Genomic DNA, 13981 nt, shown 5'->3' with positions numbered 1-13981 from the left:
CCTGCTAGATTGCCGCGTACCCGGATCAACCCGGGACACCAGGAGGGACCATGGCCAACATCTTCGGCACGACCAGCAACGACACCCTGAGCGGCACCAATGTCGACGACGTCTTCGCGACCGGGCTCGGCAGCGATTTCGTCAACGCCAGCGCAGGCAGCGACAGCTACAACTTCGGGTTCAAGAGCAGCACGTCGTACTGGAGGAACACCTTCAACGACTACGACTCGCTCGACTACCGCAATGCCTGGCAGAGCTACGGCTTCGCCAGCGCCACCGACCTGAAGATCGTGGTCGACCTGCAGCTCGGCACGATCCAGAAGCTCAACGCCGCCGGAACGCTGCTGCACACCGACACCGTGGTCGGGGTCGACGCGGTCTACGGAACGGCCGGCAACGACGTCATGCGCGGCCGCAACGCCTGGGACTTCGACGAGTTCCGCCCCTTTGGCGGCAACGACACGATCGACGGGCGCGGCGGCAACGACGCCGTCGTCTACTCCAATCACGCCGGCAACGGCGTCATCGTCAACCTGGCCGCCGGCACCGTGAACGCCGGCGCCGAGGGCGGCACCGACACGCTGCGCCAGATCGAGTTCATCACCGGCACCAACTTCGCCGACACCTTCAACGCCACCGGCTTCGGCGGCAGCAGCGTCAACAAGAACTCGTTCGGCGAGACCTACAACAGCTTCACGCCGCTGGCCGGCAACGACACCATCATCGGCAACGGCGCGACGATCCTGAACTACGGCAACTCGCTCGGCGGCGCGATCCAGGTCGACCTGTCGCTGCTGACCGCCCCGGGCGTCAGCGCAAACATCGTCACCGGCTTCACTGACGACCCGAACAGCACGGCCGGCATCACGCCCGGCACGCTGAGCGCCCGCGGCATCGCGCAGGTGCGCGGCGGGGCCTACAACGACACCCTGCTCGGCGGCGGCAGCGTCAACACCGACGGCGCACAGAACACCATCTCGGGCAACCGCAGCTTCGAGGGCTTCCGCGGCTTCGGCGGCAACGACCTGATCAACGGCCGCAGCGGCCTCGACCGCGCCGAGTACAACATCGGCAACTCGACCGAGGGCATCGTCGTCAACCTGGCCGCCGGCACGGTGACCGGCGATCCGTTCTTCGTCGGCACCGATACCTTGCGCGGCATCGAGTCGATCAACAGCTCCTTCCTCGACGACGTCTACAACGCGGTCGGCTACACGCTGTCCAACGCCGGCACGCCGTCGGTCAACAGCGGCGACGTGGTCGTGACGCTGCCGGCCGGCGCGACGCTCGCGTCGACCGCCTACAACGAGTTCCGCGCCTATGCCGGCACCGACACCGTGACCGGCAACGGCGCCACGCGGGTGACCTTCGCGCCCATCCACGTCGAGAACTTCACCGGCACCTCGGTGACGGCCACCTTCACCTCGGCGAGCGCCGGCAGCGCAAGCTACGGCGACACCGACGGCCACTACGGCTCGGTGCGGTTCACCGGCACCTTCTCCATCGTCGGCGGCACCGGCAACGACTCGGTGACCGGCGCCAGCGGCTTCCAGGACCTGCGCGGCTACTACGGCAACGACACCCTGAAGGGCGGCGCCGGCAACGACCTGCTGTTCGGCCATCGGGGCGGCCTCGGCACCGACCTGAACCTCAGCACCACCTTCACCGACAACGACAGCCTGGACGGCGGCACCGGCAACGACCTGCTGCGCGGCGACTTCGGCAACGACATCCTGCTCGGCGGCGCCGGCATCGACACCCTGGACGGCGGCACCGGCAACGACACGCTGACCGGCGGCACCGAGGCCGACCTGTTCGTGTTCAACAACAAGTCGGGGCGCGACACGCTGACGGACTTCGTCTCCGGCACCGACGACCTGCAGTTCGTGCAGTCGACACTCAAGGTCGGCGACGGCGACGCGCTGGTGGAAGGGGCGTTGACGCGGGCCGCGCCCGGCGGCTTCAGCGCCACCGCCGAACTGGTGGTCTTCACGACCAATGCCGCCAGCCTGACGGCCGCCGCCGCTGCCGCGACCATCGGCTCGGCCACCGCAGCCTATGCCGCTGGGCGGACCGCGCTGTTCGCGATCGACAACGGCACCAGCAGCGCGGTCTACCTGTTCACCTCGTCGGGTGCGGACGCGCTGGTCTCGGCCGGCGAGCTGACCCTGCTGGCCACCTTGACCGGGACGCCGTCGACCGCCGTCGGCGACTACGTGTTCACGGCCTGAGTCCCGCGCCACGCCCTCCGACCCGGGGGTGGCCTCCCGGGTCCGGGGCGTTGGCCGGGTCCCGTCGAGCCGGTACATTGCGGGCCACCGTCCACCCTGAGGCCGGCACGGTCCGGCCCGCGATGTCCCCATGGCCACGATCTACGGAACCAGCGGCAACGATTCCCTGACCAGCGGCACGTCGGGGGGTGACACGTTCATCACGTCCACCGGCAGCGACAGCGTGCGCGCCACGGCCGGCGCGGACACCTACCGCTTCGGCTACGCCGCGCCCTGGGCCGCGTGGGTGCGTGGCGGCAGCGATTTCGACACGATCGACTACCGCTTCGCCTGGCAGAGCTACGGGCTGGCCGGCAACACGCAGGTGAAGATCGTGGCCGACCTCGAGCTCGGCACCGTCCAGAAACTGGATGCCTCCGGCAACCTTCTGCACACCGACACGCTCAGCGGCGTCGACGCGGTGTGGGGCACGGTGGCGGCCGACCGCATCGCCGGCCGCGACGCCTGGGACTACGAGGAGTTCCGCGGCTTCGGCGGCAACGACACGCTCGACGGGCGTGGCGGGCTGGACGGGGTGAGCTACCTCGGCAGCACCGCGGTGCAGGTGGACCTGGCCGCGGGCACGGTGGCCTGGACGGGCGGCGGCACCGACACGCTGCTGCAGATCGAGGCGGTGACCGGCAGTAACGCGGCCGACCGGTTCGACGCCACCGGCTACGGGGCCGACAGCACCAACCGCAACTCCTTCGGCACGGCCTGGAACCTCTACAACCCGGCCGGCGGCAACGACACCATCGTCGGCAACGGCGCCACGATCCTGAACTACGGCGCCAGCCTGGGCGGCGCGATCGCCGTCAACCTGGCCCTGCAGACCGGGCCGGCCGTCAGTGCCGACATCGTCGTCAACTACGTTGACGATGCCGCGTCGAGCAGCGGCACCGCGCCCGGCACCCTGGCTGCCTCGGGCGTCGCCGAGGTGCGCGGCGGCAACTACAACGACACGCTGACCGGCGGCGGCCGGGTCAACACCTTCTGGAGCGGCACGACCGTGTCGGGCGACCAGAGCGTCGAGGCCTTCCGCGGCAACGGCGGCAACGACCAGATCAACGGCCGGACCGGCTACGACCGCGCCGAGTACCAGGGCGGCGTGCCGGCCATCGGCATCGAGGTGGACCTGGCCGCCGGCGTGGTGCAGGGCGACGTGGGCACCGGGCGCGACGTGCTGCGCGGCATCGAGGCGGTGGCCGGCACGCTGGCCGACGACGTCTACGATGCCAGCGGCTTCACGCTCTCCAGCGCGACCACGCGCTCGGCCAATTCGGGCGACCTGGTCCACGCACCGCAGATCGCCGGCGCGACCCTGCCGTCCTCCGCCTTCAACGAGTTCCTCGCCCTCGGCGGCGGCGATCTCGTGATCGGCAACGGCGCCACCCGCATCGGCTTCGACCTGCTGCCGGTGCTCGGCACCGAGCCGGTGGTCGAACTCGTGTTCGAGGCCGAAGGCGCCGGCAGCGGCAGCTTCGGCGGTTACCCCGGCGCGTACGGCCAGATCGAGTTCACCGGCGTGTTCGCGGTGACCGGCAGCGTCGGACGCGACAGCATTGCCGGCGCCGCGGGCCACCAGTGGCTGCAGGGTGGATTCGGCAACGACACGCTGGCTGGCGGCGACGCCAACGACGTGCTGTATGGCCACCTGGGCGGCGACCCGGCAATGCCGAACCCCGTTCCGAGCTCGACCGATGACGACTCGTTGGCCGGCGGTGCCGGCAACGACCTGCTGCGCGGCGACTTCGGCAACGACTCGATGGACGGCGGGACGGGCGCGGACACGATGTACGGCGGCATGGGCAACGACACGTACACGGTCGACGCGTCCGGCGACCTGGTCGTCGAGCTCGCCGGCGGCGGCATCGACCTCGTCGTCAGCAGCCGCGACTACACACTCGCCGCGAATGTCGAACAGCTGACGCTGGCGGGTTCGGTGGTGTTCGGCTACGGCAACACGGCGGCCAACGTCCTGACCGGCAACAACGCAGCCAACGGCCTGTACGGGCAGGGCGGCAACGACAGCCTGTTCGGGCTGGCCGGCAATGACGTGCTGGACGGCGGCACCGGCGCGGACACGATGGCGGGCGGCATCGGGAACGACGGTTACTACAGCGACAGCGTGTCGGACGTGATCGTCGAGACCGACTTCGCGTCGGACATCGACACCCTGTACAGCAGCGTCAGTCGCAGCCTGAGCGCGGGCGGGGTGAACCATGTCGAGAACCTCACGCTGACGGGCACGGTGGCGCTGCAGGCGATCGGCAATGCCGGGAGGAACGTTCTCGTGGGCAACAGCATCGGGAACACCCTCAGCGGCCTGGGCGGCGACGACACGCTCGACGGTGCCAGCGGCAACGACACCATGACCGGCGGCGCCGGCGACGACGTGTACCGCGTCGGTTCGGCCGCGGACGTCGTGATCGAGGCCTCCGCGGCGGACGGGGCACGCGACATCGTAGAGAGCCATGTCGCGTGGACGCTGGGCGATCACCTGGAGGAGTTGTGGCTGCAGGGCAGCGGCAACATCGCCGGCACCGGCAACGCGCTGAACAACACCCTGATCGGCAACGCCGGCTCGAACACGCTGGTGGGCGAGGCCGGCAACGACCGCCTGTTCGGCGGCGACGGCCTGGACGTGCTGACCGGCGGGCTGGGCGCCGATGCCTTCTTCATCAACTCCAAGGTCGGCAGCGACATCATCACCGATTTCTCGACCGCCCAGACCGAGCGGATCCTGTTCCGCATGGCGTCGATGCCGGTGGGCGACGCGGACGCCGTGGTCGAGGGCGCGGTGACCATCGCCGGGCCGGGCGGGTTCGGTCCTGGGGCCGAACTGGTGATCGTCAACAAGGCGCTGACGAACCTCAGCAGCACTGCGGCCGCCACCGCGATCGGCTCGGCCAGCAGCGCCTACGCCACCGGGCAGACCGCGCTGTTCGTGATCGAGACCGCCAGCAACTCGGCGGTGTTCCAGTTCACCTCGTCCGGCAACGACGCGCTGGTGTCCGCCAGCGAACTCACCCTGCTGGCCACGCTGACCGGCCAGACCAACCTGGCGGCGATCAACGTCGGCTTCTACCTGAACTGAGCCTCGGCGCGCCGGGGCTCAGTACATCAGCCGGTCCGGCCGCAGGTCGCGCAGGATGGTGGTGGCGATCTCCTCGATCGACTTGTGCGTCGAGGAGAGCCAGGCGATGCCCTCGCGGCGCATCATCGCCTCGGCCTCGCGCACCTCGTAGCGGCAGTTCTCGAGCGAGGCGTACTTGCTGGCCGGGCGGCGCTCGTGGCGGATCTGGGACAGACGGTCCGGGTCGATGGTCAGCCCGAAGCACTTCTTCTTGAACGGCGCCAGCGTGGAGGGAATGCGGCCGCGGTCGAAGTCCTCCGGAATCAGCGGGTAGTTCGCCGCCTTGATGCCGTGCTGCATCGCCAGGTACAGCGAGGTCGGTGTCTTGCCGCTGCGGCTCACGCCCACCAGGATCACGTCGGCCTCGGCCAGGTTCTTGGCCGACTGGCCGTCGTCGTGGGCGAGCGAGAAGTTGATCGCCTCGATGCGGTCGCTGTACTCCTGGCTCTTGGCCACGTCCGAGAAGCGCCCGACGCGGTGGTTCGACTTCATGCCGAACTCGGCCTCGAGCGGCTCGACGAAGGTGCCGAACATGTCCAGCACCATGCCGCGCGACTCGTTCTTCAGGATCGTCAGCACCTCGGTGTTGACGAGCGTGATGAAGACGATCGGCCGGCGGCCTTCGGACTCAGCCGCGTGGTTGATCTCGCGCACCACCTGGAAGGCCTTGTCGGGCGTGTCGATGAACGGCCGCCGCACATGCCGCGTGCTGACGGCGAACTGGTTCATGATCGAGTTGCCGAAGGTCTCGGCGGTGATGCCGGTGCCGTCGGAGACGAAGAACACGGTGCGGTTGGGCATGGGGACGGTTCCTGCGCGAGCGGCCTTGGGGGGCGATGATAGGGAACATCCCCCGTAGAATCCCGCCCCAAGACTTCCGCACCGCCGCAAGATGCACGCCAACACCCGCTCGACGCTGCCCGACGATGGCCGCTCGCGGGTGCGCCCGACCCTCGAGCCGCGCTCGGGTCGCTGCGGTGGCGACGTGGGAGCACCGGTTTCTCAACATCACGGAGCTTTCCCATGTCCAACCCTCGCCTGGCGACCGCCCTGGTCGTCCCCTTCGATGAACTGAGGATGACCGACGTCGAGGCGGTCGGCGGCAAGAACGCCTCCCTCGGCGAAATGATCAGCCAGCTGGCTGCCTCGGGCGTGCGCGTGCCCGGGGGCTTCGCCACCACGGCGCATGCCTTCCGCGAGTTCCTGCGCCACGAGGGCCTGGCCGGGCGCATCGCCGACCGGCTGGCCACGCTGAACACCGACGATGTGCGCGCGCTGGCCGAGGCCGGCACGCAGATCCGCCACTGGATCGAATCGACGCCGTTCCCGCCGGCGCTCGAGGCCGCCATCCGCGGCGAGTTCGCGAAGCTGACCGAGGGCAACCCGGGCGCCTCGTTCGCGGTGCGCTCGTCGGCCACCGCCGAAGACCTGCCCGACGCGTCGTTCGCGGGCCAGCAGGAGACCTTCCTGAACGTGGTTGGCATCGACGAGGTGCTGGCCAAAATGAAGGAGGTGTTCGCCAGCCTCTACAACGACCGTGCGATCAGCTACCGCGTGCACAAGGGCTTCGCGCACGGCGACGTGGCGCTGTCGGCCGGCGTGCAGCGCATGGTGCGCTCGGACCTCGGCGCGGCCGGCGTGATGTTCACCATCGACACCGAAAGCGGCTTCCCCGACGTGGTGTTCGTCACCTCGAGCTACGGCCTCGGCGAGACGGTGGTGCAGGGCGCCGTGAATCCGGACGAGTTCTACGTGCACAAGCCGGCGCTGAAGGCCGGCAAGCTGCCCATCATCCGCCGCAACCTCGGCTCCAAGCTGATCAAGATGGAGTTCGCCTCGCCCGAGGAGAAGGCGAAGACCGGGCGCCTGGTGCGCACCGTCGACACCGCGCCCGAACTGCGGAATCGCTACTCGCTGACCGATGCCGACGTGGCCGAGCTGGCGCGCTACGCGCTGATCATCGAGCAGCACTACGGCCGCCCGATGGACATCGAGTGGGGCAAGGACGGCGGCGACGGCAAGCTCTACATCCTGCAGGCGCGGCCCGAGACGGTGAAGAGCCAGGCGGCCGGCCAGACCGAGCAGCGCTACAAGCTCAAGGGCGCCAAGAGCACCGTGCTGGCCGAGGGCCGCGCGATCGGCCAGAAGATCGGCACCGGCCGCGTGCGCATCGTGCACAGCCTGGCCGACATGGACCAGGTGCAGGCCGGCGACGTGCTCGTCACCGACATGACCGATCCGAACTGGGAGCCGGTGATGAAGCGTGCCAGCGCGATCGTCACCAACCGCGGCGGGCGCACCTGCCACGCGGCCATCATCGCGCGCGAGCTCGGCATCCCGGCGGTGGTCGGCTGCGGCGACGCCACCGAGACGCTGAAGGACGGCGCGCTCGTCACCGTGGCCTGCTCCGAGGGCGACACCGGCTACATCTACGACGGCCTGCTCGAGACCGAGGTCAGCGAGACGCAGCGCGGCGAGCTGCCGTACTGCCCGGTGAAGATCATGATGAACGTCGGCAACCCGCAGCTGGCGTTCGACTTCGCGCAGATGCCGAACTCGGGCGTGGGCCTCGCGCGGCTCGAGTTCATCATCAACAACAACATCGGCGTGCACCCGAAGGCGATCCTCGACTACCCGAACGTCGATGCCGACCTGAAGAAGGCCGTCGAGTCGGTGGCACGCGGGCACGCCTCGCCGCGCGCCTTCTACGTCGACAAGCTGGCCGAGGGCATCGCGACCATCGCCGCGGCCTTCTGGCCCAAGCCGGTGATCGTGCGGCTGTCGGACTTCAAGAGCAACGAGTACAAGAAGCTGATCGGCGGCTCGCGCTACGAGCCCGAGGAAGAGAACCCGATGCTCGGCTTCCGCGGCGCGTCGCGCTACGTCAGCGAGAGCTTCGGCGAGGCCTTCGCGATGGAGTGCGAGGCGCTGCTGCGCGTGCGGCGAGACATGGGGCTGACCAACGTCGAGGTGATGGTGCCGTTCGTGCGCACGCTGGGCCAGGCCGAGCGCGTCGTGGGCATGCTCGCCGAACGCGGCCTGAAGCGCGGCCAGGAAGGGCTGCGCGTCATCATGATGTGCGAGGTGCCGAGCAACGCCATCCTGGCCGAGCAGTTTCTCGAGCACTTCGACGGCATGTCGATCGGCTCGAACGACCTGACGCAACTCACGCTCGGTTTGGACCGCGACTCGGGCCTCGAGCTGCTGGCGCGCGACTTCGACGAGCGTGACCCGGCGGTGAAGGCGATGATCTCGCGCGCCATTGCCGCCTGCCGCGCGACCGGCAAGTACGTCGGCATCTGCGGCCAGGGGCCGAGCGACCACCCGGACTTCGCCGACTGGCTGGCCCAGGAAGGCATCGTCTCGATCTCGCTCAACCCCGACACGGTGGTCGAGACCTGGCAGCGCCTGGCCGCGGCGAAGTGATCGGCTAGACCAGGCCGTCGAAGGGCAGCACGTCGACCGCCTCGCCGGCGGCGACGTTGCCCTGGCCGTGGTGCAGCACGACGAGTCCGTTGGCCTCGCTCATGCTGCGCAGGATGCCCGAGCCCTGCGAGCCGGTGATCCTCACCTGCCAGGCGCCGTCCGGCCCGCGCGCGACGATGCCGCGCTGGTACTCGGTGCGGCCGGGCTTCTTGCGGATCGCCTCGGTGCTGGCGGCGCGCAGCATCGGCAGCGGCTCGACGGCGGCGCCGCTCATCGCCAGCAGCGCGTCGCGCACGAAGGCGTAGAAGGTCACCATCACCGCGACCGGGTTGCCGGGCAGGCCGAACAGGATCGCCGCCCGGTCTCCGGTGGCGATGCGCCCGATCGCCATCGGCCTCCCGGGCCGCATCGCGATCTTCCAGAACAGCACGTCGCCGAGCCGCTTCATCACCTGCTTGGTGTGGTCGGCCTCGCCGACACTCACGCCGCCGGAGGTGATCACCGCATCCGCGCTGGCCGCCGCGTCGCGGAAGGCCTGCTCGAGCGCGGCGGGTTCGTCGCGCACCACGCCCAGGTCGAGCAGCTCGACGCCCAGGCGCGTCAGCATCGCGTGGATCGTGTAGCGGTTGCTGTCGTAGGCGCAGCCCTCGGGCAGCGGCTCGCCGATCGAGCGCAGCTCGTCGCCGGTGGAGAAGAAGGCCACGCGCAGGCGGCGCCGCACCGGCACCTCGGCCAGGCCGAGCGAGGCGACCATACCGAGGTCGGCCGGGCGCAGCAGCCGGCCGGCCTTCAGTGCCGGCTCGCCGCGCGCCAGGTCCTCGCCGGCGAGGCGCCGGTTGTCGCCGGTGCGCACCACGCCCGCCGGCACGATCACGCGATCGCCCTCGAGGCGGCAGAACTCCTGCGGTACCACGGTGTCGAGCCCGGCCGGCATCACGGCGCCGGTCATGATGCGCAGGCACCGGCCCGCCGGCACCGCGCCGTCGAACTGCGCGCCGGCGAAGCCGGTACCGGCCACGCCGAACACCGAGTCGCCCGCGGCGGCCAGTTCGGCGCCGCGCAGCGCGTAGCCGTCCATCGCCGAGTTGTCGTGTGCCGGCACGTCGATGGGCGAGACGATGTCTTCGGCCAGCACGCGGCCGAGCGCACTGCGGATCGCCAGCTTCTCGACCGCCTGCACCCGCGGCACCAGCCGCGCGATGAACTCCTGTGCCTGCGCGACGGGCAGCGCGTTCGGGTCGTAGCCGCTGACGCAGGAGGCGATCTCGGCGAGGGACGGTTGGTCAGCCATGCGGGCGTTGCAGTTGCTGCAGGTCGTCGGGGGTGTTGGCGTTGAAGAAGGCCGCCTCGTCGTCGAACGGCACCTCGACGCAGCGGTGCTGGGCGGTCCAGCGGTCGATCTTGCGCTGGCCCGACTGCGTGAAGCGCACCAGGCTCTCGAGCAGGCCCGTGCTCAGCAGGCAGAACACCGGCTGCACCTGCGTCGAGCCGTCGCTGCCCCGCGTGGCGGCCATCGCGATCTCGGCGCCGGCGGCGTCGGCCGCCGCCGCGAGCCGCTCGACCAGGTCGAGCGGGAAGGCCGGCGTGTCGCAGGGCACGGTGACGAGCCAGGGCGTCTCGCAATGCTCCAGCCCGGCCAGGAAGCCGGCCAGCGGGCCGGGGTAGTCGGGCAGCGCGTCGGGCCACACCGGCACGCCGAAGGACTCGTAGGCCCCGAGGTTGCGGTTGGCATTGATCATCGCGTGGCCGACCTGCGGGGCGAGCCGCATCAGCGCGTGCAGCGCGAGCGGCAGGCCGAGGTGGTTCTGCAGGCCCTTGTCGACCCCGCCCATGCGGCTTCCGCGGCCGCCGGCGAGCACCAGGCCGGTGATGTCGTCCGTGGGAATCATCCGCCGATGTAGTGCATCTCGACGCGGCGCTGGCCCGAGCCGGACTCGGCCGCCTGCTGCCCGCGCAGTTCGGAGTAGCGATCGCCGCGGCCCTGCCAGATGTCGGCCATCGCGGTGGCGATCTGTGCATCGTCCCAGCCGCCGCGCAGCAGCGCGCGCAGGTCGTGGCCGCGCTCGGCGAACAGGCACAGGAACAGCTTGCCCTCGGTGGACAGGCGCGCCCGGTTGCAGTCGCGGCAGAAGGCCTGGGTGACGCTGGAGATCACGCCCACCTCGCCGGCACCGTCGGCATAACGCCAGCGTTGCGCGGTCTCGCCCACCGCGTTCGGCTCGAGCGGCTCGAGCGGGAAGGCGGCCTGCAGGCGCTGCACCACCTCGGCCGAGGGCAGCACCTCGTCCATGCGCCAGCCGTTGGTGGCGCCGACGTCCATGTACTCGATGAAGCGCAGCACCACCTGGCCGTCGAACTGCTCGCGAAAGAAGCGCGCCATCGGCACGATCTCGTGGTCGTTGGTGCCGCGCTTGACGACCATGTTGACCTTGATCGGCCCGAGGCCGACGCGGCGCGCCTCGTCGATGCCCTCGAGCACCTCGGCCACCGGGAAGTCGACGTCGTTCATGCGCCGGAAGATGGTGTCGTCCAGGGCGTCCAGGCTGACCGTGACGCGCTGCAGGCCGGCGGCCTTGAGCGCCGCCGCCTTGCGCGCCAGCAGCGAGCCGTTGGTCGTGAGCGTCAGGTCGAGCGCCCGGCCGTCGGGCGTGCGCAGCGCGGACAGCATGCCGATCAGCGTCTCGAGGTTCTTGCGCAACAGCGGCTCGCCGCCGGTCAGGCGCAGCTTCTCGACGCCGTGCGCCACGAACAGGCGCGCCAGCCGCGTGATCTCCTCGAAGCTCAGCAGCGAGGCATGCGGCAGGAAGGCGTAGTTCTTGTCGAACACCTCCTTGGGCATGCAGTAGCTGCAGCGGAAGTTGCAGCGGTCGGTGACCGAGATGCGCAGGTCGTGCAGCGGCCGCCCGAGGCGGTCCGCCAGCAGGCCGGTCGGCGCCGTGAGCCGGCTCGGCACGGCCGGCACCGCCGCGGCATAGCGGTGGTCGGCCAGCGGAATGATCTTCTCGCCCATGTCGGGATTGTGCCTGCGCCGCCCGGCCGCGGCCGCGACCCCGGCGCGCGTGCGGGCAAGCTCTCGGGGAAACGCCGGGCTGCCCCCGACTTCCTTGACCCCGCGGTGCTCAGAACGTGGTGCGGAAATGCTCCGCGTCGTTCACCGTGGGGCGCGGCGGGCTCTCGACGCCCGGCACGGGCACGGCTTGCGGCGTGGTCGGCAGCACGGCCGGGTTGGCGGCCGGTATCGCGGCCGAGCCGTTCAGCGGCTCGGCGCGGCGCGCACCGGTGAAGCGCTTGGTCCAGTAGGCGAGGCGCATGTCCTCGATGCGCACCTCGCCGCCGGCGCGCGGCGAGTGGATGAACTTGTGGTCCCCGATGTAGATGCCGACATGCGAGAACGTGCGCTTGAGCGTGTTGAAGAACACCAGGTCGCCGGGCCTGAGCTCGTCGCGCTTCACGCCGACCAGCCCCGGAGCCTTGGCCTGCTCGTCGACGCGGCGCGGCAGCACGAGGCCCAGGCTGCGCTCGAAGATGTGGCGCGTGAAGCCGCTGCAGTCGAAGCCGTCCTCGGCCGTGCTGCCGCCGCGGCGGTAGCGCACGCCGAGGAAGTTCATCGCCGCGAGCACCATGTCCGAGGCCTTGTCGCGCACCTGCTGCACGAGGCCACCGTCCGGCGAGCCGGACTGCGGTGCATCGAGCAGGCCCTTCTCGGCGAGCATCCGCGTGATGGCGTCGCCTTCCGGTGCGGCCCAGGCCGGCGCACCGGCCAGGCCCAGGGCCACGGCGAGCGGGGCGAGGCGGCGCAGGGTGGGGGCGGCAGGCATGGGCCGGCAGCTTACGCGCCGGCGGCGACCCGCGTCAACCCGAAAAGTCCTGTTCTGGCAGGCACTTGCATCGATTTGTCAAGGTTTCCCATGGCCTGCGCTATCGTCGCTCCATCGACCAGGAGACGAACCATGTTCAAGGCCTTGCTGCTGGAGAAAGGCGAGGGCGGCGTGCAGGCCGCGGTGCGCGCCGTCGACGACACCGGGCTGCCCGAGGGCGACGTGCTGCTTCGGATCGCGCACTCGACGCTCAACTACAAGGACGCGCTGGCCATCACCAACCGCGGCCCGGTGGTGCGCGCCTGGCCCATGGTGCCGGGGATCGACGGCGCCGGCACGGTGCTGGAGAGCACGCACCCGGCCTGGAAGCCGGGCGACGTGGCGGTGCTCAACGGCTGGGGCGTGGGCGAGACCCGCTGGGGCTGCCTCGCCGAGCGTGCGCGGGTCCGTGGCGACTGGCTGGTGCCGCTGCCGGCCGCCTTCACGACGCGGCAGGCGATGGCGATCGGCACGGCCGGCTACACCGCGATGCTGTGCGTGCTGGCGCTCGAGCGCCATGGCGTGGTGCCGGGCGATGGCGAGGTGCTGGTCACCGGCGCGACCGGCGGGGTGGGCAGCGTCGCGGTGGCCTTGCTGTCCAAGCTCGGCCACCGCGTCGTCGCCGCCACCGGCAAGACGGGCGAGGGCGACTACCTGCAGCGGCTCGGCGCGCAGGGCGTGATCGACCGCGCCGAACTCGCCGCGCCCGGCAAGCCGCTGCAGAAGGAGCGCTGGGCCGCGGTGGTGGATGCGGTGGGCAGCCACACGCTCGTCAACGCCTGCGCGCAGACGCGCTACGGCGGCGTCGTCGCGGCCTGCGGTCTGGCCGGCGGCGGCGACTTCCCCGGCACGGTGATGCCTTTCATCCTGCGCGGCGTGACGCTGGCCGGGGTCGACAGCGTCTACGCGCCGCCGCAGCGTCGCCGCGAGGCCTGGGGGCGCCTGGCGCGCGACCTGGAACCGGCGCTGCTCGAGACGATCGCCGCCGACATCGGCCTCGACGAGGTGGTGGCGCAGGCCGCGCATTTGATGGAGGGCAAGCTGCGCGGCCGCGTGGTGGTGACCATCGGCTGACGTCAGTGGCCCGTCAGCGCGGCCGCATGAAATCCGCGCCGGATCGATCACATCAGCAGGAGACAGCAGCATGGGCCGGTACGCCGACTTCCACCAGCGTTCGATCACCGACCGCGACGGCTTCTGGGCCGAACAGGCCCGCCTGATCGACTGGCAGCAACGGCGATGTCCCGCTCGCTGTTGAACCGTGACCGGTGACGGCTCCTCGGTGGACATGC

General features: G+C 70.5%; 9 protein-coding genes and 1 pseudogene. 5 read left to right on the top strand and 5 right to left on the bottom strand.

The features are described 5' to 3' along the window. The first annotated feature begins 50 nt into the window (after window positions 1-50). Entirely contained in the window at window positions 51-2231 is a 2181-nt protein-coding gene (locus D9C15_RS05515) for a calcium-binding protein (RefSeq protein WP_127996449.1), read from the top strand. 130 nt (window positions 2232-2361) lie between these two features. Then, window positions 2362-5367, top strand: a complete 3006-nt coding sequence (locus D9C15_RS05510) for a beta strand repeat-containing protein (RefSeq protein ID WP_127996448.1) — start codon at window positions 2362-2364, stop codon at window positions 5365-5367. 18 nt (window positions 5368-5385) lie between these two features. On the opposite strand, the gene ppsR is transcribed toward D9C15_RS05510, so the two are convergent. Then, window positions 5386-6207 carry a posphoenolpyruvate synthetase regulatory kinase/phosphorylase PpsR gene (gene ppsR, locus D9C15_RS05505; protein ID WP_127996447.1) on the bottom strand — a complete coding sequence of 274 codons (822 nt, stop codon included), beginning with the start codon at window positions 6205-6207 and terminating at the stop codon, window positions 5386-5388. A gap of 222 nt (window positions 6208-6429) precedes the next feature. Between ppsR and ppsA the strand changes: the two genes are divergently transcribed. Further along, window positions 6430-8832, top strand: a complete 2403-nt coding sequence (gene ppsA, locus D9C15_RS05500) for a phosphoenolpyruvate synthase (RefSeq protein WP_127996446.1) — start codon at window positions 6430-6432, stop codon at window positions 8830-8832. Window positions 8833-8836: 4 nt separating this feature from the next. On the opposite strand, the gene moeA is transcribed toward ppsA, so the two are convergent. From moeA to D9C15_RS05480, 4 genes are all read right to left on the bottom strand, one after another. Next, a complete protein-coding gene (gene moeA, locus D9C15_RS05495) occupies window positions 8837-10123 on the bottom strand; it encodes a molybdopterin molybdotransferase MoeA (protein WP_127996445.1) in 1287 nt (428 codons plus the stop codon). Then, window positions 10116-10721, bottom strand: a complete 606-nt coding sequence (gene mobA / locus D9C15_RS05490) for a molybdenum cofactor guanylyltransferase MobA (RefSeq protein WP_127996444.1) — start codon at window positions 10719-10721, stop codon at window positions 10116-10118. Before mobA ends, moeA begins: the two co-directional genes overlap by 8 nt. Then, complete coding sequence (gene moaA, locus D9C15_RS05485; protein WP_127996443.1) at window positions 10718-11842, bottom strand: GTP 3',8-cyclase MoaA; 1125 nt, start codon at window positions 11840-11842, stop codon at window positions 10718-10720. Before moaA ends, mobA begins: the two co-directional genes overlap by 4 nt. Window positions 11843-11951: 109 nt before the next feature. Continuing rightward, window positions 11952-12650: a C40 family peptidase gene (locus tag D9C15_RS05480; protein WP_127996442.1), complete on the bottom strand. Its 699-nt coding sequence runs from the start codon at window positions 12648-12650 to the stop codon at window positions 11952-11954. A gap of 132 nt (window positions 12651-12782) precedes the next feature. Here D9C15_RS05480 and acuI point away from each other — a divergent pair, with 132 nt between their 5' ends. Continuing rightward, the gene (gene acuI / locus D9C15_RS05475; protein ID WP_127996441.1) at window positions 12783-13763 is read left to right on the top strand and encodes an acrylyl-CoA reductase (NADPH); all 981 of its coding nucleotides are present in this window, start codon (window positions 12783-12785) and stop codon (window positions 13761-13763) included. Window positions 13764-13833: 70 nt separating this feature from the next. Next, window positions 13834-13923: pseudogene (locus tag D9C15_RS34315) on the top strand (acetyl-coenzyme A synthetase N-terminal domain-containing protein); the annotation flags it as partial. Window positions 13924-13981: the final 58 nt, after the last annotated feature.

This window comes from Piscinibacter defluvii, assembly GCF_004011805.1.
Lineage (GTDB): Bacteria > Pseudomonadota > Gammaproteobacteria > Burkholderiales > Burkholderiaceae_C > Piscinibacter > Piscinibacter defluvii.
The sequence above is the reverse complement of the archived record's forward strand: the minus strand, read 5'-3'. Positions and strand labels throughout refer to the sequence as shown.